Genomic DNA, 21,939 nt, shown 5'->3' on the forward strand with positions numbered 1-21,939 from the left:
GCTACCGTGTTGACGTGAACACACCGGAGTTCGGCACCGCCGCCACCGACATCGAGACCTCGAACCTGGGGGCGGGCGTCGTCAAGCGCTCGACGCGCCTCGCCGACGGCCGCGAGCTCATCTACTACGACGACCCCGGCACGACGCTCGGCGCCGAGCGGGCCGTCGACGCCCGCGACCTCGCCCCGCGGCCCGAGACCGCGACGATGCGCCGCGACGTGCTCAGCGGGGACTGGGTCTCGATCGCCGCGGCGCGGCAGAACCGGGCGTTCCTGCCGCCCGCCCACCTCGACCCGCTGTCGCCGCAGACGCCGGCCAACCCGTCCGAGATCCCGTCGCGCTACGACGTCGCGGTCTTCGAGAACAAGTCGCCGTCGTTCGGGCCCGCCCTCGCCGCCGCGCACGGCGACGCCCCGGCCGGCGCCGACGCCCCGCGCGATCTCGAAGACCTGACGGCTCCCGGTCTCGGCCGCACCCGCACGAGCGTCGGTCGCTGCGAGGTCGTGTGCTTCAGCCCCGAGCACTCCGGCTCGTTCGGCACGCTCACCCCCACCCGGGCGCGCACCGTGATCGAGGCGTGGGCCGACCGCACCGCGGCCCTCTCGGCGCTGCCGGGCATCGAGCAGGTTTTCCCGTTCGAGAACCGCGGCGAGGCGATCGGCGTGACGCTCCCCCACCCGCACGGGCAGATCTACGCCTACCCCTACATCACACCCCGCACGACCAGCCTCCTCGCCTCGATCGACCGCGAGGGACCCGACCTCTTCGCCCGCATCCTCGAGTTCGAACGCGCCGGCGAGCGCGTCATCCTCGAGGGCGAGCACTGGACGGCGTTCGTGCCCTTCGCCGCGCGCTGGCCGATCGAGATCCACCTCGTGCCGCACCGCCACGTCGCCGACTTCGCCGAGACCTCCGAGGCCGAGCGCGACGAGCTCGCCCCGCTGTACCTGCGGCTGCTGCGCGGGGTGGACGCCCTGTACGACTCGCCGACGCCCTACATCGCCGCCTGGCACCAGGCGCCGGTGCACCGCGCCCGCGACGCCGCCCGTCTGCACCTGCAGCTGACCTCGCCCCGCCGGGCCGCCGACAAGCTCAAGTTCCTCGCCGGATCCGAGGCCGCCATGGGCGCCTGGATCGGCGACATCCCGCCCGAGGCGGCCGCCGCGAAGCTGCGCGAGGCCGTTCTGTCCATCCCCGAGGAGACCCTGTGACCACCGCCGGCCCCGCTGCCCACCGTCAGAGCCCGGCCGCCGAGGCGGCGCGCGCCCTCTTCACCGAGAGCTTCGGCGCCGAGCCCGTCGGCACCTGGTCGGCCCCCGGCCGCGTGAACCTCATCGGCGAGCACACCGACTACAACGACGGCTTCGTCCTCCCGTTCGCGATCCAGCACCGCACGCACGCCGCGCTGGCTCCGCGCAGCGACGGACGGATCCGCGTCGTCTCGACCTTCGACGACGCCACCGTCGAGGCCGGACTCGCCGAGCTGCACGCCCTCTTCCCGGAGCGACGCGACGAAATCCCCGAGTGGGCCCGCTACCCCCTGGGCGTCGCGTGGGCGCTGCTGGAGGCATCCGGAACCGATCCCGAGTCGGTCACGGGCGTCGACCTCGCCTTCGCCTCCGTCGTGCCGGTCGGCGCCGGACTGTCGTCGTCGGCCGCGATCGAGGGCGCGACCGCCGTCGCGCTCGCCGAGACATGGGCCATCGTCCCCACGGCCCCTCCACTCGCCGCTGACGCGTCGAGCGGAGCCTCCGGCCGCGTGGGCCCCCTCGACCGGGTCGCGCTCGCGCAGATCGGCCGTCGCGCCGAGAACGAGGCGGTCGGCGCCCCCACCGGGATCATGGACCAGATGGCCTCGCTGCTCGGCCGGGCCGACGCGGCGATCTTCCTCGACTGCCGCTCGCTGGACGCGAACGTCATCGACCTCGGGTTCGCGGCCGCGGGCCTGGAGCTGCTCGTCATCGACACGGGCGTGAAGCACTCGCACGCGACGGGCGGCTACGGCGAGCGCCGTGCGGCCTGCGAGCGCGGCGCGGCGGCGCTCGGGGTGCCGGCGCTGCGCGACGTGTCGGTCGACGACCTCCCGCGACTCGCCGAGCTCGTCGACGACGTCACCTTCCGTCGCGTGCGCCACGTCGTGACCGAGAACCAGCGCGTGCTCGACACGGTCCAGACGCTCCGCGAGCAGGGTCCGACGGCGATCGGCGACCTGCTCGTCGCCTCGCACGCCTCCATGCGCGACGACTTCGAGATCTCGGTGCCCGAGCTCGACACGGCCGTCGAGGCTGCACTGTCGGCGGGTGCCGTCGGCGCGCGCATGACCGGCGGCGGCTTCGGCGGCGCCGCGATCGCCCTGGTCGCCCACGAGAAGGTCCGGACGGTGACGGATGCCGCAACCGCCGCCTTCGCGGCCGCCGGGTTCGGCGCGCCCACGATCTTCACCGTGACGCCGTCCGCGGGCGCCGCCCGCGACTGACCGGGCCGCTCTAGGGTCCCACCCTCCCCGCCCCCACCCCCCGGGTCCTTATTGAGTTGGGGCCGCGGCGGGGGGGACGGCGGGTGTGGGGAGACGAGCCCGACCTGAACGCCGCATGAACGCTCATGACGGCTGCGCGCAAGATGCTGGCGATGACGGATGCCGCGGCCTAGCGTCGAACGCAGGGCCGCGGCATCCGTCTCCCGGCCCGGAAGGAGCGATCGTGGCGTACATCACCGTCGGGACCGAGAACTCGGTGGACGTCGACCTCTACTACACCGACCAGGGACCAGCCGACGCGCAGCCGGTCGTGCTGATCCACGGGTTCCCGCTGAACGGCGAGTCGTGGGGCAAGCAGCAGGCTGCCCTGCTCGATGCCGGCTACCGCGTGATCGCGTACGACCGCCGCGGGTTCGGCGCGTCGACCAAAGCCGGATCGGGCTACGACTACGACACCTTCGCCGCCGACCTGCACGCCCTGATCGAAGACCTCGACCTGCGCGACGCGGTGCTCGTCGGGTTCTCGATGGGCACCGGCGAGATCGCCCGCTACCTGTCGCGCTACGGCAGCGGCCGTGTCGCCAAGGCGGCGTTCCTCGGCTCGCTCGAGCCGTTCCTGCTGAAGAGCGACGACAATCCCGACGGCGCGGGGCCGCAGGAATTCTTCGACGGGATCGCACAGTCGGTGCGCGACGACCGCTACGCGTTCATCGCAGGGTTCTACAAGGACTTCTACAACCTCGACGACAATCTCGGCTCGCGCATCTCGCAGGAGGCGCTGGACGCGAGCATCCAGGTGGCGAGCTACGCGGGCAACACCGCGATCGCCGCGGCTCCGCTGACATGGCCGACGGACTTCCGCGCCGACATCCCCGCGATCGACGTGCCGGCGCTCATCCTGCACGGCACCGCCGACAACATCCTGCCGATCGACGTGACCGCGCGCCGGTTCAAGGAGCTGCTGCCCGACGCCACCTACGTCGAGCTCGAAGGCGCACCCCACGGACTGCTCTGGACGCACGGTGCCGAGGTGAACGAGGCCCTCCTCGCCTTCCTGCACACGTGACGCGCGTCAAGGCCCTCCCGGTCTCGACACCGGGAGGGCCACGCTGATCGCGGAGAGGAGCACGACATGCACCGCGACCCGCACGACACGACGGACGCCCGCGAAGGGCCGGACGACCAGCCCGACACGCTGGCCGGCGGCGAGTTCCACGAGCAGCTGATCGAGGCACAGGACGACGCCGACGACGACATCGAGCGCCAGGGCGACCACGTCCCGGAGCGGTAGGTCGGGCGGCAGCTCCGGGCGGTGAGTCCGGGGCGGTGGGCCCGGGCGGTGGGCCCGGGCGGCGAGTCCGGGGCCGTGGGCCCGGGCGGCGAGTCCGGGGCCGTGGGCCCGGGCGGCGGGTTCGGCACCCCTGCATCCGGTCCGGCCGGGGCTGGGACGGTAGGCTTCCGCGCGTGTCCGCTGCCGGCGGTGGGAGCCGGCGGCAGCGGGCGCCGAGCCCGCCTGCCTGGAAGGACCCGCATGACTCCCGCCGAAGGCCCCATCGCCTTGACCGCACCCGGGAAGGTGCGCGGAGTGTGGCGGGGGTCGCCGGGCGAGCGCGGCGCGTCGGCGGCGTTCCTCGGCATCCCGTTCGCGAAGGCGCCCGTCGGCGACCTCCGCTTCGCGGCGCCGGTGCCGCCCGACCCGTGGGACGGGATCCGCGACGCCGTCGCGTTCGGCGCCACCGCGCAGCGGGGCGACACCGGCATCACGCTGATCCCCGAGCCGAGCGTGCCCGGCGAGGCGACGCTCAACCTCAACGTCTTCACGCCGTCGCCGGGTCGGTCGGAGCCCGCGCTGCCGGTGCTCGTGTGGATCCACGGCGGCGGCTACATCTCCGGGTCTCCCGGGAGTCCGTGGTACGACGGGCGCTCGTTCAACCGCGACGGCGTCGTGACCGTCGCGATCTCCTACCGCCTCGGCTTCGACGGGTTCGGGCACATCGCGGGCGCCCCGTCGAACCGCGGCGTGCGCGACTGGCTCGCCGCGCTCGAGTGGGTGCAGGGGAACATCGCCGCGTTCGGCGGCGATCCGTCGCGGGTGACGATCGCGGGCCAGTCCGCCGGTGGCGGGGCGGTGCTGACACTGCTCGGGATGCCGGCGGCCCAGCACCTCTTCCACTCCGCGTGGGCGCTGTCGGCGGCGCTGGCCGACGTCTCGCGCGAGCGGGCACGCACGGCTTCGGCACGGCTCGCGCACCTCGCCGGGGTCGACGCGACCCGGGAGGGTTTCGCGTCGGTGCCCGAGGAGCGGCTGCACGCCCTGCAGTCGAAGGCGGCGGAACCGGAGTCGGGCGATCGCCTCGCCGGTGTGCGGATCCTGCTCGGCGAGGGCCCCTCGTGGGGACCCGCCATCGACGGGGACCTGCTCACCCAGCCGACGATCGCGTCGTTGGCCTCCGGTGTCGGTGCCGACAAGCCGCTCGTCCTCGGCTCGACCGACGACGAGTTCACCATGGTGCTGGACGGAGCCGCACGCAAGCTTCGGCTCATCCCGGCGACGCTCGCGCTCGCGAAGCTCGGGGTGCCGCGCGACGTGCGTCAGCCGTACCTCGCCGACAACACGGCGCAGCGCCGCAAGGGGACGGCGGCCACGGTCGGCCGGTACGTCTCCGACAGGGTGTTCCGCTCCACCGTGGTGAAGGTGGCCGGCGCTCGGGGCGCGGCACCCACCTGGGTCTACCGCTTCACGTGGCCGTCGCCCACCAAGCGCTGGGCGCTGCACTGCCTCGACGTGCCGTTCTGGTTCGACTGCCTCGACGACCCGCACGTCGCCGCCATCGCGGGCGACGCTCCGCCCCGTCGCTTGGCCGACGCGGTGCACGGCGCGGCCGTCGCCCTCATCCGCGGCGGCGACCCCGGCTGGCGGCCCTGGTCCGACGCCCCCGGGACGACGCGCGTGTTCGGCGGCGCGGCATCCGCCCCCGACGTGGTCCCCGACGGCTACCGGAGCGTGCGCGCCCTCGTCTGAGGCGCGACATCCGTTCCGGCCCGCCGGCCTACGGTCTCAGCTCAGCGCGCCGATGACCTCGCGCTCGAAGAGCTCGACGCCCGAGAGGTCGTACGCGGCCTCGGGGAAGTAGTGGATGGCGTAGGCGATGCCGTGCCGCTCGCGCTCGGCGAGGCGCTCGACGACCTGCTCGACCGCGCCGAAGGCCGGCGAGGTGACGTAGTCGTGCTCGATCTTGTCGGCACGCTCCTGGCCGACGTGCGGCAGCAGACGCTCCTTGACGACGGCGAGCCGCTCGAGCGCCTCGGCCTCGGTCGCCCCGACGATCGTGTTGAAGTTCGACGTCCGTGTGATGTCCGCGAAGTCCCGGCCCAGCGCGTCGCAGTGCTCGCGCAGGATGGCGCTCTTGCGGTCGATGTCGTCGAGCGAGCCGGCGTAGTTCGTGTACGAGGCGTACTTCGCCGCGATCTTCAGCGTCACCTTCTCGCCGCCGCCCGCGACCCAGATCGGGATGCCGCCGTCCTGCAGGGGCAGCGGCTGCACGATGGCGCCGTCGACCTGGTAGTGCTTGCCGTCCAGCGTCGCACGGCCGGTCGTCCACGCCTGCTGCATGATGTCGACGCCTTCGCGCAGCATCCGCAGGCGCTCGGGGATCGGCGGGAACCCGTAGCCGTACGCCTCCCACTCGTGCTCGTACCAGCCACCGCCGATGCCCATCTCGGTGCGCCCGCCCGACACGATGTCGACGGTCGCCGCCACCTTCGCGAGGTACGCCGGGTTGCGGTAGCCCATGCACGTGCACATCTGCCCGAGGCGGATGCGGCTGGTCGTCGCGGCGAACGCCGCCATCAGCGTCCACGCCTCGTGCGTCGCCTCGTCGCTGTGCACGGGTGTGGTGTGGAAGTGGTCGTACACCCACAGCGACTCCCACGGACCCGCGTCGGCGCGCTCGGCGAGCCCCTTCATCACCGCCCAGTGCTCGGCGGGCTCGATGCCCACGAGGTCGAATCGCCAGCCCTGGGGGATGAAGGTTCCGAAGCGCATGATCCTCAGCCTAGGGCGATGACGGATGCCGCAGCCCCGCGCCGCGGGAGGGTTGTCAGCGCGTCCACGAAGGCGTATACGTGCCCCGCTCAACGACCGGCTTCAGTCACCACCCGGGCGTGCGGCATCCGCTCGCGCATGACGGCGATCGCCTCGGGATTGTGGTCGACGAGCACGGCGTCGCGGCCGAGCGCCGAGGCGACCGCCCCGGTCGTGCCGCTGCCGGCGAAGAAGTCGAGCACGCGATCGCCGCGGCGTGAGGATGCCTGCACGATGCGCCGCAGGACCCCCTCGGGCTTCTGCGTCGGATACCCCGTCTTCTCCCGCCCAGTGGTCGGCACGATGGTGTGCCACCAGACGTCGGTGGGGAGCTTGCCGCGCTCGGCCTTCTCGGGCGTGACGAGCCCCGGCGCCATGTACGGCTCACGGTCGACGGCATCCGAATCGAACCAGTACGCCTTCGGGTCCTTGACGTACACGAGGATCGTGTCGTGCTTGGTGGGCCAGCGCTTGCGGGTCTTCGCGCCGTAGTCGTAGGCCCAGATCAGCTCGTTGAGGAACCGCTCGCGGCCGACGAGCGCGTCCATCAGCACCTTGGCATAGTGCGCCTCGCGGTAGTCGAGGTGCAGGTACAGCGTGCCGTCGTCGGCCAGCAGCCGCCATGCCTCGAGCAGCCGCGGCTCGAGGAAGCCCCAGTAGTCGTCGAAGGTGTCGTCGTAGGCGCGCAGGTCACCGCGGATGCGCTCGTACTCCCGGCCGTGGAACCCGCGGCGGACGACGGCACCAGGCCCCGCACCTGCGGGATTCAGTCTGTGCGGCGCCGCGGTCGCGTGCGCGTCCGGGGATTCCGCGGCGTGCGCGACCGGTTCCTCCCCTTCAGGCTGAATCCGCAGGCCCGACCGCGCGGTCTCGATCGAGCGCTCCTGCGGGCGGCCGGTGTTGAACGGCGGGTCGAGGTAGATCAGGGTGAACGAGGCGTCGGGGAGCGCGCGGATGACCTCGAGGTTGTCACCCTGGTGGATCTCGATCGACCCGGGCGCCGCGGCATCCGCTCCCCCGGTCAGGGGACCCGCCGCAGCCATGCGTCGGTCGCGAACTTGGACTCGACGAGGGCCTCGGCCTCGGCGTACTCGTCGTCGCTGATGCTGCCGGGCACCGCGCCGTACAGGTGCGCGAACGTCTCCTCGAGCCGGGCGATGATCGCCTCGCGCGGCAGCCCGGTCTGCCGGCGCAGCGGATCGACGCGCTTGGCCGCCGAGGTCGTGCCCTTGTCGCTGAGCTTCTCGCGGCCGATCCGCAGCACCTCGGTCATCACCTCGCCGTCCAGGTCGTAGCTGAGCGTGGCGTGGTGGAGCACTCCCCCGTTGGCGAGGCGCTTCTGCGCCGCACCGCCGATCTTGCCCTGCGGCGAGGCGATGTCGTTGAGCGGCTGATAGGTCGCCTCGATCCCGAGGGAGCGCAGCGCCTGCAGCACCCAGTCGTCGAGGAAGGCGTACGAGTCGGCGAACGTGAGCCCGGCGACGAGGGATGCCGGCACGTAGAGCGAGTACGTGACGATCGAGTTCGCGCCCATCATCATCGCGCCGCCGCCGGAGATGCGGCGGACCACGTCGTAGCCGTGTGCGGCGGCGCCGTCGGGATCGACCTCGTTGCGCAGGGACTGGAACGAGCCGATGACGACGGCGTTCTCGTCCCACTCCCAGATGCGCAGGGTGGGGCGACGCCGGCCGTCGCCGACACGGCCGGTGAGCACCTCGTCGAGGGCGAGGTTCATGCGCGGCGAGACGGGCTTGTCGTGGACGATCTCCCAGTCGAAGTCGCGCCAGCCGGGTGCCGTCACGAGCGCACGGCGCACCGCGGTGCCGACGGCCTCGGGGGTGAACCCCAGCAGCTGCGCGCCTTCGGGAAGGGCCGAGCGCACGGCGGCGGCGATCGCGGCGACGTCGGACTCGACCGGCAGTCCGTTGACGGCGGCGTCGATGTCGTCGAGCGCGTCGTCGGGCTCCAGGAAGAAGTCGCCCGCGAGGTGGAAGTCCGCGATGCGGCCGCCGCGCTCCTCGAGGTCGACGACGACGAGCTTTCCGCCGGGCACCTTGTATTCGCCGTGCATGGGTTCAGCCTATTGCGCGGGTCCCCGGCCATGCCGGAGGGCGGGGCGGGGGCGGGTGGCCGGAGGCCGGAGGGTGGGGTCGGAGGGTGGCACCGGAGCTCGCGCGGCCCTGCGTCGGCCGCCGCAAGGTCGGAGATCCACCGAAAGCCGGAGGGGCTGAGGAAGATCCGTCCGATCTGGGGGAGATCTCCGACCTTGTGGCGCCCGAAAGGCACCGCTGAGCCGGGCGCCGCCGCGGCGACGCCCGGCTCCGGGTCAGTTGATGCCGGGGATGACGAGCCACCGGTTGACGAGGACGATCCACAGCACGAGCACGGCGAGCGCCGCGATCGCGATGCCGATGCCCTGGCGACCGCGGAACACCATGCCGACCACGATGACGATGATGGTCGCGATCGCGAGCACCAGCGATCCGAACGGGATGCCGGGCAGGAACAGCGACAGCACGAACAGCGCCGCGACGACGATCTCGATGATGCCGACGATGGTGTTGCCGCGTCCGCGGACGCGGAGGATGCCGTCGATGAGCGCGAGGGCGCCGCCCACGAGGGCGATGAGCAGGAGCCAGCTGAGGGTGATCAAGGCGGGGGGAACCTTTCTCGAAGGGATGCCGCGACGGTCGCCGCGGCGCCGCTCACACTAGCGACGGCTCGAACGGCGGCGCAGAAGAGGCCCGGGTCTGGACGTGCGGTCGTCGCGCCTGCTATGAGGCGGCGACGGCGGATGAGGCATCCGTCGCCGCCGCCTCGGGTATCAGCCGCCGTGCGTCACGAGGTGCACGCGCGCCCGCCGAGCAGGAACTGCCACGGGGTCGTGACCGCGCCCTTCGCGTGCACCACGGTGTCGGGCGCATTGCCCGTCCGCTTGGCCGCGCCGGCGACGGCGACGACGTCGGACTGCTGCGAGACGGTCGCGCGCGTCGCCTTCGTCACCTGCTGATCTTCGGGCACCGCGAAGGCGAGCGTCCAGCGATCGGGCACGGCGCCCGAGAGCCGCACAGTGGCCGAGAACGCACGTGCATCGCCGTCCGCGACCCAGTCGACGTGGCAGTCGAGCGGCGCGATCGGCGGGTTCGCGAGGGCGATGAGCTCGCGCGCCTGCTCGACGAACCACTGCCCGGCCGCCGGGTCCTCCATGCCGCGCTCCGGGTCGAGCGGTCCGGTCGTCCCGCGGTAGCACTTGCCGTCGGACTCGCCGGGCACCTTGATCCACAGGTACGCGTCCACGAGCGCGACGCCGGTCGTGGTGTCGGGCCGCAGTCCCAGGCCGCGGTCCGGCGGGTTGCACCAGTCCTCGTGCGCCGGATACACGCCGACCGGGTACTGCCACGGGCCCAGCCCGTTGCGGCTCGTGTCGATGACGAAGCGCGTGGTCGGCTCGACGCCGCCGAGGATCAGCTCGTAGCGCGACTGCACCCCGGAGGTGTCGAGGGCGGGGTCTGCGGCATCCGCGCTCCACTCCCCGTACGGCGACAGCGCGCCGCCGAAGCCGGCCGGCCAGTCGCCGCCCCAGTTGTTCGCCGGTCCGCCGGCCCAGTACTGGTTGCCGCACGAGCCGAAGTCGCCGGGGTTCACCTGGGTGACGTAGGCGATGCACTGCGAGATCCACGTGCCGAACGCCGTCGAGTTCGCGGTGAACTGGTAGTTCGAGGCGTTCAGGAAGAAGCCGTCCGCGCGCTCGACGCCGCCCTTGAGCAGGCGGTCCGAGATCTCGCCGACGTTCAGCCAGCTCGATCCCGTGCCGTCGAGATAGACGGATGCCGCCGGCAGCGCGCCGATCGCATCCACCGCGCCGTTGAGCTGCGCGAACCGGTCGGCCGCGGCCGTGTCGGCGGGCACCTCGGCCGGCTGACACCACTCGGCGACCCCGTCGAGGGTGACGTAGTGCGGGATGATGCCCAGGCCGTCGGGCTCGAGGATCACCGCGGCCGGGCGGTCGCCGATGCCGGCGGCGAACCCGTCGATCCACGCGAGGTACTCGGCGGTGCCGGCAGCGCCGCCCGCGGAGTACTGCGCACAGTCGCGGAAGGGCAGGTTGTAGGCGACGAGGAGGGGCATCCGGCCCTGCGCGGCCGCCGCGGTGACGACGGCGTCGACGGCCGCCTCGACCTCGGCGGGCGTGCCCGACGTGAACCAGTCGGCCGAGGGGATCGAGCCGAGCAGCTGGGCATCGTCGCGGGCCTGGCCGCTGAGGGACTGCGCCGCCTCGAGGGTGGTGCTCCACGGGTTGACGTAGAGCTGCGAGCCCGCGAGACCGAGGGGCTCTTCGGGTGCTGCCGCGGCGGCACTCGCACCGAGGGGCACCGCGAGCCCGACGGCGAGCGCCGCGGCCCCGCCGAGGGCGAGGGCGCGGCGTGCCGCGTGCGAGCGCGGTCGGGTGGGAAGGGGGATCATGCGTTCTCCTGTGGTCGTCGTCGACCGCCGGGCGTCGTCGCCCGGGGAGCGGCACCGTGCGCGCGACGCCGGATCGACGGATGCCGATTCCGACGTGGGAGCGCTCCCACGGTGATCACTGCGGCCAGCATCGCGCACGGACGCGTAGACGTCAACGTCGACGGGGGTCGACTTCTCGCGGCCGCTACCGCCAGTCAGGCGCCACGGCGCGTGGCCGGCACCCCGCCGCCGGGCGGAGCCCCTCGGGCGCCGCTGCCGTCGCCCCGGCGGGTCGGGGCGCTGCGGTCGCCCGGCGGCCCGTGTCAGCCCCGGGCCGGAACGCGGGCGTCGAGCCAGGCCAGGAGGTCGGCGCGCACCTCCGCCTGCATGACCTCGTTGAAGATCTCATGCCGTGCGCCGGGATAGACGAGCGTCGTCACGTCGGTGAAGCCGGACCGCGTGCGGTACGCATCGGCGAGGCGGTGCACGCTGCGCGGACCGCCCACGGTGTCGTCGCGGCCGACCATGAGGAGAGCCGGGATGTCGCGGCCGAGGTTCTTCCGCGGCTTGCCGATCAGCCGCAGCGTGTCGACCACGCCGAAGAGCTTCGGCAGCGTCTCGCTGGTCGTCAGCCCGTCGGTGAGGAACGCCTCGCCCACGGCGGGGTCGGATGACAGCCACTCCACGCCGGTCGCCTGCGGGCCGCTCCACGGCTTGTTGAGTGGCCCCGAGTTGAGCGAGCCCGGCCACAGCAGCGACGAGCCCGACAGCACCAGCGCGTCGTACGCCTCGGGGTGCGCGTTGATCAGCTTCTGCGCCATGAAGGAGCCCCACGAGTGACCGAGCAGAATCAGCGGAAGCCCGGGGTGCTCGTCGCGGATCTGCTGCGTCAGCTGCCACAGCGCGGCGATGGTGGCGCGCAGCCCGCCGGGCCCGAGCTGCCCGAGCTTCGCGATGTCGCCGCCGTGCTGGCCCATGCCGGTACGGCCGTGTCCGCGGTGGTCGTCGGCGTAGACGATGTACCCGGCGGCGGTGAGTGCGCCGATCAGCGCGCGGTAGCGCCCCGCGTGCTCGCCCACCCCGTGCAGCAGCTGCACGACCCCGCGCGGGGCGGACTCGGCGGAGTAGACGTCGTAGACGATCGTGACGCCGTGGGCATCGACGAAGGACCGTTCGTCGGGGAGCGAGGGCATGCGGCGAGTCTAGGACGAGCGGCCCTGCGACGAGGAACCGAGAGCCGCGGCATCCGCTCCCCGATTTTCTTTAGCAAGACTAATGAGCTATGCTAACGAGTCGGATGAGCAGCAACGGAACTTTGATGAACGAGTCCCAGATCGACGCCGACCCCCATCCCGACCTCTCCCCTGCCGCTCAGCAGCTGCGCATCGCGACGTTCCGGCTCGCGCGGCGCATGCGCACGCAGCGCGCCGTCGACTCGATGAGCGACGGACAGTTCGCGGTGCTGGCGGCCCTGCGCGTCCACGGCCCCCACACCCTGGGCGAGCTGGCCGACCGCGAGCGCGTGTCGGCGCCGTCGATGAACCGCACCGTCAACTGCCTGCAGGAGTCGGGGTACATCGCCCGGGCCGCCGACGAGCGCGACGGCCGCAAGGTCGTGATCTCGCTGACACCGGAAGGCGACGCCGTCGTCGACGAGACCGCGCGGCGCCGCGACGCGTGGGTCGAGGCCGCGCTGGGCGAGCTCACCCCCGCGGAACGCGACACACTGTCGGCCGCGGCCGAGCTGATGCAGCGGATGGTGGCCCGGTGACCCCGCCCGCGGCGCAGCCCGGCAGCTCGGCGATGTTCCGCTCGTTCTCGGCCTTCAACTACCGCGTCTGGTTCATCGGCGCGCTGGTGTCGAACATCGGCGCGTGGATGCAGGCGACCGCGATCAGCTGGGTGGTCCTCACCGAGCTGACCGACAACGACGCCGCCGCGATGGGCGTCACGATGGCGCTCCAGTTCGCCCCGCCGCTGCTGCTCGTGGGCGTCACGGGTCTGGTCGCCGACCGGTTCGACCGCCGCAAGCTGCTGCTGGTGACGCAGAGCCTGCTGCTCGTGCTGGGCCTCGCGATCGGCGTGCTGATCTTCGCCGGCGTGATGACGCTGCCGATCATGTACGCGTTCGCCCTCGCGCTCGGCGTCGTGGCGGCCTTCGACAACCCCGCCCGCCAGGCGTTCGTGTCCGACCTCGTGGCCCGCGAGAACGCCTCGAACGCGGTCGCCCTGAACGCGGCCTCGTTCAACGGGGCCCGCATGATCGGCCCCGCCGTGGCGGGCGTGGTCATCGTCGCGATCGGCACCGGCTGGGTCTTCGTCGCCAACGCCGTGACGTTCCTCGCGATGCTCGCCGCGCTCGTGCTGATCCGCACGCACGAGCTGGTGCCGCGCGTCAAGGCGCCGCAGTCGTCACGGCTGGCCGACGGATTCCGGTACGTCGGCAGGCGCCCCGACCTCATGGTGACGTTCGCGATGGTGTTCCTCATCGGCGCGTTCGGCATGAACTTCCCGATCCTCGCCTCGACGATGGCGGTCGAGTTCGGCAAGGAGGCCGACGGCTTCGGGCTGCTGAGCTCGATCCTCGCCATCGGCTCGGTCGCCGGAGCACTGATGGCAGCCGGCCGCGACCGCGCCCGACTGCGGGTGCTCATCGTGGGCACCGCGATGTTCGGCGCCGCCGCGGTGGTGTCGGCGTTCATGCCGACGTACTGGCTGTATGCCGTCACCCTGATATTCACGGGCTTCTCCGTCGTGACCATGATGACGACCGCCAACGGCTACGTGCAGACGACGACCGACCCGGTCCTCCGCGGTCGCGTGCTGGCGCTGTACATGGCGATCCTCATGGGCGGCACGCCGATCGGCGCGCCGATCGTCGGCTGGGTCGCGGGCGAGTTCGGCCCGAGGATCGCGATCCTCGTGGGCGCCGCCGCGGCCTTCGTGGCGTTCGCGATCGGCGCGACCTGGCTGCTCGTGTCGGGCCGCCTGCACCGCCACGAGCGCAAGCGCTTCCGCCTCACACTCGACGAGACGCGCCCGCTCACGGTGGTCGCCCCCGAGGAGTTCAGCGACGAGGTCGCCGGCACGACGCCCATCCGGCTTCCCCGCGACGACGACCCCGAGCTGCGCGCCCGCGCGAGCTGACCCCCTCACGGACTGCGCACCCCCGCGGGGATCTCCGCAGCCGCGCCGGGTGCGGCATCCGTCAACCGGCGTGTCGGCGAGGATCCCCGCGGTTGCGCACGCGGGTCAGCGGGGCTCGCGGACCCCGACGCGCTCGAGGTGGGCGTTCGTGAAGCGGCCGTCGGGATCCAGGCGCTCGAACACCGCGCGCGCGTCGGCGAGGCGCGGGTGCACCCGCTCCATGCGGCGGCGGTCGAAGCCGTGCAGCTTGCCCCAGTGCGGGCGGGCGCCGAAGGGCTCGAGCACCGTCTCGATGCGGGCCACCGCCGCGGCGACCGCGTCGGCGTGGTTGTACCAGGTGAAGTGGATGATCACGGCGTCGCGCCGATAGGCGGGGCTCAGCCACAGCTCGTCGGCGGCGGCCGTGCGCAGCTCGGTCCAGATGAGATGAGGACGGATGCCGTCGCCCAGGGCGCGCACCGCGTCCAGGGTGGCGGGCGCGTCGGCGCGGGCGACGAAGTACTCGCTCTGGATCTCGTCGCCGAACGACGGCTGCGCGTCGAGCCGGAAGTGCGGCAGGCGCAGCATCCAGGGTCCCGGGACGCCCGCGAGCTCGGTGACGTTGTCCTCCACCCCGAGCGGCGATTCGCCGCTGACCGCGCGCACGCCGTCGAGGAGCGTGTCGGCCACCGGGTCGTCGTCGGTGTCGAGCCGCGTCTTGACCCACACGTAGCCGACGCCCGGATCCTCCCAGCGCGAGAACACCGACACGCTGTAGCCGGCCGAGGTGAGCTCGTCGTAGCGACCGAGCGCGGCATCCCACGTGACGCCGGTGTAGATGTCCTGCCGCACGCGGAACGTCGGCTGCACGTCGAGGGTCAGCGACACGATGATGCCGAAGGCGCCGAGCCCCACGACGAGCGCGTCGAAGTCCGGATCCCCGCGCCGCACGTCGTGGACTTCCGCGTCGGCGCCGACGTACCGGAACGCGCGGACGGAGGCCGAGAGCACGGGGTTCGCGTCGCCCGAGCCGTGCGTCGCGGTCGCGGTCGCGCCGCCGACGTTGATGTGCGGCAGCGAGCCCATGTTCCGCAGGGCCCAGCCGCGCTCGTCGAGCCACACCGCGAGCACCCCGTAGCGGATGCCGGCGGGCACGGTGACCGTCTGCGCGGCCTCGTCGAGCTCGAACTCGGGCGCGAACCCGGTCACGTCCACCAGGGTTCCGGTGGTGTCGGGGAGGTCCGTGAACGAGTGCCGGGTGCCGAGCGCGCGGACGCGGCCCGGCGCCGCGAGCAGTCGTCGCACGTCGTCGACCGAGGTCGCCTGGACGATCCGCGGCGCGGTGTATTCGTACGTTCCAGCCCAGTTGCGCGCCACGGATCCAACCTACGCTCAGCGGCGAACGCCTCGGCGCTCACCCGTCGCGCAAACCGAGGCCGTCTGGCATGCTGTCCCCCACCGGACATTGGACGCCGCCGTGAAACCATCACCAGGGGTTCCGCCACAGGTCGAGCTGGTGCCGCCGTACCGCCGCACCCTCGCCGGGGTCCTCGGCGGTCTCGTGGGGCTCGTGGTCCTCAGCGTGATCGCCGGCCTGCTGGTGGTGGCCCCGCTCGCACCCGTCCTCGCGCTCTCGGGGCACGCGGCCCGCAACGCCGTCTCGCTGTTCGACGGCATGCCGAGCTATCTCGAGATCGACCGCCTCATGCTGCCGACGACGATTTACGCGCGAGACCCCGCCAGCGGTGCGGACGTGGAGCTGACCTCGTTCTACGACCAGAACCGCGAGCCGGTCAGCTTCGACCAGGTCGCGCCCGTGATGTACGACGCGATCCTGGCCTCGGAGGACCCCCGCTTCTACGAGCACGGCGGCATCGACATCCTCGGCACGACCCGGGCGCTCATCAAGAACGCCCAGGGCGGAGTCACCCAGGGAGGCTCGTCGATCAGCCAGCAGTACGTCAAGAACGTCCTCATCCAGAAGTGCGAGAAGGCTGCCGACACCGTCTACCAGACCGACGAGGCGGGCGAGCCGGTGATCGGCGAGGACGGCGAGCCGGTCGTCGAGATGACCCGCGACGACGTCCTGCTGAAGTGCTGGACCGATGCGACGACCGCCAAGGGCAACGATGGCTACACACGCAAGCTGCAGGAGATGCGCTTCGCCATCGCCCTCGAGCAGAAGTACTCGAAGAACGACATCCTGCTCGGCTACCTGAACATCGCGAACTTCGGGGGCACGACCTACGGCGTCGAGGCGGCGGCCCGGTTCTACTTCAGCACGACGGCGGCCGGGCTCACACTGGGCCAGGCGGCGACCCTCGCCGGGATCGTGCAGAACCCCAACACGTTCCGCATCGACCGGCCCGCCGGCTCCATCTTCGGCAGCGACGGCCAGCGCTTCAACAAGGCCGCCGACGCGTCCGTCGAGGACGTCACCCCCGGCACCCTCGCCGGCCTCGACACCCTCCTCGCGGACGGCACCATCACCCAGGAGCAGTACCTCGCCGCCGGCGACGCATACAGCGCCACGAAGGGGCGGCAGCTGTACGTGCTCGACCGCATGCGCGAGGACGGACGCATCACCGCCGAGCAGTACGTCGCCGCCGCGATCGAGCCGATCGCGCCGGCCCTGAATCCCGCACCGAAGGGCTGCGCCGCCTCGACCGCACCGTTCTTCTGCCAATACGTCGTCAACACGGTGCGCCTCGACCCCGACTACGCCGCCGCCTTCGGCGAGACGGCCCAGGAGCGACAGGAGTCCCTCACGCGCGAGGGCCTCAACATCTACACGACGCTGGACTGGCGGCTGCAGAACGCGGCCCAGGAGGCCATGCGCCAGTACGCGCCCGAGAGCGTTCCGGGCATGGCGTTCGGCTCGGCCGCTGTCAGCGTCGAGGCCGGCACCGGGCGCATCCTCGCGATCGGCCAGAACAACCGGTTCACCGAGGATCGCGATCTCGCCGCGACCGACCCGGCGTACACCTCGCTCGTGTACGCCGGGGATGCGGTCCACGGCGTCTCGGACGGGTTCCAGACCGGGTCGACGTTCAAGCTCTTCACGCTCGTCGACTGGCTCGAGAAGGGCCACTCGCTCTTCGAGAGCGTGAACGGCAGCCTCCGCGCCATCCCCCGCCTCCAGGACCGCTGCGAGGGCACGTGGATCAACCGCGAGAACCATGTGGTGCGCAACTTCGGCAACGTCCCGGGCTACACCGGCACGCCGATGCAGTTCACCGCGCAGTCGCTCAACAGCGGGTTCCTCGGCATGGCCGAGAAGCTCGACCTCTGCGACATCGAGCAGGTCGCCACGCGCATGGGTGTGACGCGCGGCTCGGGCGCGCCCATCGACATCGACGGGGCCGCGGCGATCATCGGGACGAACAACATCGCTCCGGTCGCCATGGCCGCCGCGTTCGCGACGATCGCGAACAACGGCGTCCACTGCATCCCTCGGGCGATCGAGCGCGTGGTCAACGCCGACGGCATGGAGCTCCCGGTTCCGGGCGACCGGTGCACGCAGGTCATCAGCCCGCAGGTCGCTGCCGCCGCCGCCTTCGCTCTGCAGGGCGTGATGGTGCCCGGCGGCACCGGGTCAGGCGGCAACCCGAACGACGGCACCCCCATGCTCGGCAAGACGGGCACGCACGAGCAGATCCAGACGTGGCTGGTCGAGTCCAGCACCCGCGTGACCACCGCCGTGTGGGCGGGCAACGCGATCGGCGTGGGCGACGTCTTCCGGACGTCCTACAACGGCCGGCAGCTGTCCACGATCCGCCTCCCGATCGCGCGCGACATCCAGCACGTGGCGAACCAGGTGTACCCCGGGGGCGGGTTCGCCGCGCCGCCCGGCGAGCTCGTGCGCCGCGCCCCGCGGCCGGCGCCGGCCCCGCCCGCGACCCCGGTGCCCCCGCCGGCAGCTCCGGCCCCGGGCACCCAGGGCTGATCCCCACCGAGCCGGGACCAGCGCGGGTCCCGGCGACTCGGCCGGAATCGACATCGAGACGCAGGCCCGGACGGCGGGACGCCGCCCTGGCCCCACACGTCAGCCGCCCGTGGACTCCCGCACGACGAGCTGCGGCTGGAAGCGGACCGTGCGCTCGTGGTCGCCGCCGGGATCGTCGAGCTCCTTCAGCAGCAGGTCGACGGCGGTGTAGCCGATGAGATGCGCGGGCTGGCGCACCGAGCTGAGCGGCACCACGGTGGCCGACGCGAAGTCGATGTCGTCGTAGCCGATGAGCGCGATGTCGCGGGGCACTCGCAGGTCGGCCATCAGTGTGAAAGCCTGCAGCGCACCCACGGCGAGCAGGTCGTTCGCCGCGAACACCGCGTCGGGCCGCTCGGCCGCCGGCCGGGCGCGCAGCAGCTCGCCGGCTTCACGGCCCTGCAGCACCGACAGCGCCGACATCTCGACCACTTCGAGGGTCGCACCCTCCACCTCGGCCACGGCGCGCCGGGCACCCTCGAGGCGGTCGGCGACCTGACGGATCGTCCGCGGGCCGCCGAGGAAGGCGACCCGACGCCGCCCGGTCGACAGCAGGTGCGACACCGCCACGTAGCCGCCCTCGACGTCATCGACCGAGACCGAGCCGAGATCCAGCTCCGCATCCTCGTGGTCGACGAGCACGACCGGCACCCCGCTGCGCCGCAGACGCTCCAGCCGGGCGAGGTCGTCGCCGACGGGTGTCACCAGCACGCCGTTGACCCGCTGCTCGCGGAACAGCTCGAGGTAGGCGTCCTCGCGGTCGGACCGCTCGTCGCTGTTGCCGAGCAGCACGCTCATGCCGGATTCGGCCGCGCGATCCTCTGCGCCGCGGGCGACCTCCGCGAAGAACGGGTTGCCCGCGTCGAGCACGATGAGCGCGATGCTGCGGCTGCGGCCGGCGCGCAGCTGCCGGGCGGCATCGTTGCGCACGAAGCCCAGCTCCTCGATGGCCTGCGTGACCCGCTCGACCGTGGCCGGGGCCACCTTCTCGGGCCGGTTCAGCACGTTCGACACGGTGCCGACGGAGACGGATGCCGCAGCCGCGACATCTCGCACACTCACCACCATGCGCACACCTCCTCGGGCACACGCTACCGTCTGCGCCCCGTCACGGGGCTCACCGGGCCGGGAAGCGTTCTCCGCTTGCGGTATCGCGTGCCCCGCGTTATCGTTGAAACGATTCACAGCGCTGTCCATCCCGTGACGGCCTCGACGAGACCGGAGGAGTCGTCATGACGAAGGATGCCGCGACGACCCGAGTCTGCTTCCAGCTCCTCATCCACCCCGAACTGCTCGACGAGTACATCGAGCGGCACTCGCCGGTGTGGCCCGAGATGCTCGCCGAGATCGAGGCAGCGGGTCGTCGCAACTACTCCCTCTTCCTCGGCGAGGGCGGACGCCTCATCGGCTACTACGAGACCGACGACGACGCCGCCGCCCAGGAGTACCTCGCCCGCTCCGAGGTGGCCGCACGCTGGGAGGCGGAGATGGGCCGTTTCTTCGTCGCCCTCGACGGACGGCCCGATCAGGCCGCCACTCCCCTCACCGAGATCTTCCACCTGGACGACCAGCTCACCGCCGCCCGGGGCGCGGCATCCGAGCACCCTTCCCCGACAGACCCCGCTCACGAAGAAGGCACCACATCATGACGACGCTGTCACCCGACATCCTCACCGCACTCGAGGGCCAGGGCATCGAACTGCCCAGCTGGGCCTTCGGCAACTCCGGCACGCGGTTCCGCGTGTTCACCACGCCCGGCACGCCCCGCGATCCCTACGAGAAGATCGCGGATGCCGCGCAGGTCAATGCCTACACGAAGCTCGCGCCGAGCGTGGCCCTGCACATCCCGTGGGACAAGGTCGACGACTACGCCGACCTCCGCCGCCACGCGGAAGACCTCGGTGTCGAGCTCGGCACGATCAACTCGAACACCTTCCAGGACGAGGACTACAAGTTCGGGGCGCTCACCCACCACGACGACCGCATCCGCCAGAAGGCGATCGACCACCACCTCGAGTGCATCGACATCATGGATGCCACCGGCTCGCGCGACCTCAAGATCTGGCTCGCCGAGGGCTCGAACTACCCGGGGCAGACCGACATCCGCGCCCGCCAGGACCGCCTGCAGGACTCGCTGCAGAAGATCTACGAGCGTCTCGGCGACGAGCAGCGTCTGGTGCTCGAGTACAAGTTCTTCGAGCCGGCGTTCTACCACACCGACGTTCCGGACTGGGGCACCTCGTACGCCCAGGTCGCAAGCCTCGGCGACAAGGCGATGGTGTGCCTCGACACCGGCCACCACGCGCCGGGCACCAACATCGAGTTCATCGTCATGCAGCTGCTGCGCCTCGGAAAGCTCGGCTCGTTCGACTTCAACTCGCGCTTCTACGCCGACGACGACCTCATCGTGGGCGCCGCCGACCCGTTCCAGCTGTTCCGCATCATCTTCGAAGTCGTGCGCGGCGGCGGCCTCAACAACCCCGACGTGGCCTTCATGCTCGACCAGTGCCACAACGTGGAGGACAAGATCCCCGGACAGATCCGCTCCGTGCTCAACGTCCAGGAGATGACGGCGCGCGCCCTGCTCGTCGACCGCGACGCGCTCGCCGCGGCGCAGCAGGCGAACGACGTGCTCGGCGCGAACGCCGTCTTCATGGACGCGTTCTACACCGACGTGCGCCCGGCACTCGCGGAGTGGCGCGAGTCGCGCGGACTCGCGGCCGACCCGATGGCGGCGTACGCGGCATCCGGCTACCAGCAGCGGATCGCCGCGGACCGCGTCGGCGGCACGCAGGCCGGCTGGGGCGCGTAAGCCCCGGACGCACAAGCCCACCGGAGGCTCGGGATGCCGATCCTCGAGCCTCCGGTGCACCACTTCGATCCCGGCACCGCTGCTGGCCACCAACCCGAAGGATCCGAATGAGCGAGCCCTACTCCGCCGCTGACGGACTCGTCCGCGTCTACCCCGCGCGCGAGCCCAACGGCACCGGACTCGTGTGGGCGCACGGCGGCGCGTTCGCCTTCGGCGACCTCGACATGCCCGAGTCCGACTGGGTCGCCTCCCAGCTCGCCGCGCGCGGCACGACGGTCGCGTCGGTCGACTACCGGCTCGCCCCGGTCGCGGAGGGATGGGATGCTGCGGGCCGCCGCTCCGGCGGACACCACTACCCCGCCGCCTCCGACGACATGCTGGCCGCCTGGTCGTGGGTCGTCGACAACGCCGGCCGCCTCCGCATCGACGGCGACCGCATCGCCCTCGGCGGCACCAGCGCCGGAGGCAACCTCGCCGCGGGAGCGACACTGCGCTTGATCGAGCGCCGCGCCGCGCTGCCGGCCCTCGTGCTGCTCGCCTACCCGACGCTGCTCGCCGTGCAGCCGGCACCCGATCCCGCCCTGCGCGCCGCGCTCGACGCGCAGCCCGAGGCCGACCGCTTCGGCGCCGACATGGTGCGCGCGATGTACGAGAACTACCTTGGCGGTCCGGTCGACCGTGCGCCGCTGGGCGCGATCCCGGGCCTCGCCCGCCCCGTCGACCTCGCGCAGTTCCCGCCGACCCTCATCGTCAACGGCGACGTCGACGAACTCCGGGTCTCTGGTGAGGCGTTCGCCGCGGCGCTCCGCGCCGCCGGCCGCTCCGTCGACGTGGTGACCGAGACCGGTACCGAGCACGGCCATCTGAACCGCCCGCACGAGGTCGCAGCATCCGTCACCATCGACCGGTTCGTGACCCGCCTCGCCGCCCTCACCGTTGCCTCGTCACGCCCCGCGCCCCACCCCCTCACTTCTCCCTCGACTCGCCAGAACACGCCGGTAGCCTGACGCTCC

General features: G+C 72.1%; 19 protein-coding genes. 11 read left to right on the forward strand and 8 right to left on the reverse strand.

All coding sequences use genetic code 11. The annotated features are described in order from the left end of the window. The first annotated feature begins 50 nt into the window (after positions 1-50). From galT to R8Z57_RS04540, 5 genes are all read left to right on the forward strand, one after another. The gene (galT, locus tag R8Z57_RS04520) at positions 51-1,211 is read left to right on the forward strand and encodes a galactose-1-phosphate uridylyltransferase (protein WP_378723740.1); all 1,161 of its coding nucleotides are present in this window, start codon (positions 51-53) and stop codon (positions 1,209-1,211) included. After that, complete coding sequence (gene galK / locus R8Z57_RS04525; RefSeq protein ID WP_318352548.1) at positions 1,208-2,476, forward strand: galactokinase; 1,269 nt, start codon at positions 1,208-1,210, stop codon at positions 2,474-2,476. The genes galT and galK overlap by 4 nt, the downstream gene beginning before the upstream one ends. A 223-nt stretch (positions 2,477-2,699) precedes the next feature. After that, the gene (locus R8Z57_RS04530; RefSeq protein WP_318352549.1) at positions 2,700-3,542 is read left to right on the forward strand and encodes an alpha/beta hydrolase; all 843 of its coding nucleotides are present in this window, start codon (positions 2,700-2,702) and stop codon (positions 3,540-3,542) included. A gap of 66 nt (positions 3,543-3,608) precedes the next feature. Next, entirely contained in the window at positions 3,609-3,767 is a 159-nt protein-coding gene (locus tag R8Z57_RS04535; protein WP_318352550.1) for a hypothetical protein, read from the forward strand. A gap of 240 nt (positions 3,768-4,007) precedes the next feature. Beyond that, a complete protein-coding gene (locus R8Z57_RS04540; protein ID WP_318352551.1) occupies positions 4,008-5,498 on the forward strand; it encodes a carboxylesterase/lipase family protein in 1,491 nt (496 codons plus the stop codon). A 36-nt stretch (positions 5,499-5,534) separates the two neighbouring features. Here the strand turns inward: R8Z57_RS04540 and R8Z57_RS04545 are convergent, their stop codons facing one another. The 6 genes from R8Z57_RS04545 to R8Z57_RS04570 all read right to left on the reverse strand — a co-directional run bounded on the left by R8Z57_RS04545 (position 5,535) and on the right by R8Z57_RS04570 (position 12,196). Next, positions 5,535-6,521, reverse strand: coding sequence for an LLM class F420-dependent oxidoreductase (locus R8Z57_RS04545; RefSeq protein ID WP_318352552.1), 987 nt, complete (start codon positions 6,519-6,521; stop codon positions 5,535-5,537). Positions 6,522-6,610: 89 nt separating this feature from the next. After that, the gene (locus R8Z57_RS04550; RefSeq protein ID WP_318352553.1) at positions 6,611-7,603 is read right to left on the reverse strand and encodes a site-specific DNA-methyltransferase; all 993 of its coding nucleotides are present in this window, start codon (positions 7,601-7,603) and stop codon (positions 6,611-6,613) included. Continuing rightward, on the reverse strand, positions 7,582-8,631 hold the full coding sequence (locus R8Z57_RS04555) for a biotin/lipoate A/B protein ligase family protein (protein ID WP_318352554.1): 1,050 nt from the start codon (positions 8,629-8,631) through the stop codon (positions 7,582-7,584). Before R8Z57_RS04555 ends, R8Z57_RS04550 begins: the two co-directional genes overlap by 22 nt. Positions 8,632-8,886: 255 nt before the next feature. Beyond that, positions 8,887-9,213, reverse strand: a complete 327-nt coding sequence (locus tag R8Z57_RS04560; RefSeq protein WP_318352555.1) for a hypothetical protein — start codon at positions 9,211-9,213, stop codon at positions 8,887-8,889. Positions 9,214-9,398: 185 nt separating this feature from the next. Continuing rightward, positions 9,399-11,024, reverse strand: coding sequence for a glycoside hydrolase family 6 protein (locus R8Z57_RS04565; protein WP_318352556.1), 1,626 nt, complete (start codon positions 11,022-11,024; stop codon positions 9,399-9,401). A gap of 302 nt (positions 11,025-11,326) precedes the next feature. Next, positions 11,327-12,196, reverse strand: a complete 870-nt coding sequence (locus R8Z57_RS04570; RefSeq protein WP_318352557.1) for an alpha/beta hydrolase — start codon at positions 12,194-12,196, stop codon at positions 11,327-11,329. 125 nt (positions 12,197-12,321) lie between these two features. Here R8Z57_RS04570 and R8Z57_RS04575 point away from each other — a divergent pair, with 125 nt between their 5' ends. Continuing rightward, positions 12,322-12,774, forward strand: a complete 453-nt coding sequence (locus R8Z57_RS04575) for a MarR family transcriptional regulator (protein ID WP_318352558.1) — start codon at positions 12,322-12,324, stop codon at positions 12,772-12,774. 32 nt (positions 12,775-12,806) lie between these two features. Next, entirely contained in the window at positions 12,807-14,150 is a 1,344-nt protein-coding gene (locus R8Z57_RS04580) for an MFS transporter (RefSeq protein ID WP_318352727.1), read from the forward strand. Between the two features lie 105 nt (positions 14,151-14,255). On the opposite strand, the gene R8Z57_RS04585 is transcribed toward R8Z57_RS04580, so the two are convergent. Next, positions 14,256-15,506 (reverse strand): D-arabinono-1,4-lactone oxidase, encoded by a 1,251-nt coding sequence (locus R8Z57_RS04585; protein WP_318352559.1) that lies wholly within the window; start codon positions 15,504-15,506, stop codon positions 14,256-14,258. Between the two features lie 100 nt (positions 15,507-15,606). On the opposite strand from R8Z57_RS04585, the gene R8Z57_RS04590 reads away from it, so the two are divergent. Further along, positions 15,607-18,075, forward strand: coding sequence for a transglycosylase domain-containing protein (locus tag R8Z57_RS04590; protein WP_318352560.1), 2,469 nt, complete (start codon positions 15,607-15,609; stop codon positions 18,073-18,075). 99 nt (positions 18,076-18,174) lie between these two features. Here the strand turns inward: R8Z57_RS04590 and R8Z57_RS04595 are convergent, their stop codons facing one another. Next, positions 18,175-19,182 (reverse strand): LacI family DNA-binding transcriptional regulator, encoded by a 1,008-nt coding sequence (locus tag R8Z57_RS04595; RefSeq protein ID WP_318352561.1) that lies wholly within the window; start codon positions 19,180-19,182, stop codon positions 18,175-18,177. Positions 19,183-19,346: 164 nt separating this feature from the next. Between R8Z57_RS04595 and R8Z57_RS04600 the strand changes: the two genes are divergently transcribed. The 3 genes from R8Z57_RS04600 (at position 19,347) to R8Z57_RS04610 (ending at position 21,933) form a co-directional block, all read left to right on the forward strand. Continuing rightward, positions 19,347-19,763, forward strand: coding sequence for an L-rhamnose mutarotase (locus R8Z57_RS04600; RefSeq protein ID WP_318352562.1), 417 nt, complete (start codon positions 19,347-19,349; stop codon positions 19,761-19,763). Beyond that, positions 19,760-20,926, forward strand: a complete 1,167-nt coding sequence (rhaI, locus tag R8Z57_RS04605; RefSeq protein ID WP_318352563.1) for an L-rhamnose isomerase — start codon at positions 19,760-19,762, stop codon at positions 20,924-20,926. The genes R8Z57_RS04600 and rhaI overlap by 4 nt, the downstream gene beginning before the upstream one ends. 107 nt (positions 20,927-21,033) lie before the next feature. Next, on the forward strand, positions 21,034-21,933 hold the full coding sequence (locus tag R8Z57_RS04610) for an alpha/beta hydrolase fold domain-containing protein (protein ID WP_318352564.1): 900 nt from the start codon (positions 21,034-21,036) through the stop codon (positions 21,931-21,933). Positions 21,934-21,939: the final 6 nt, after the last annotated feature.

Source organism: Microbacterium sp. M3 (assembly GCF_033548675.1).
In the GTDB taxonomy this organism is placed as follows: Bacteria; Actinomycetota; Actinomycetes; order Actinomycetales; family Microbacteriaceae; genus Microbacterium; species Microbacterium arthrosphaerae.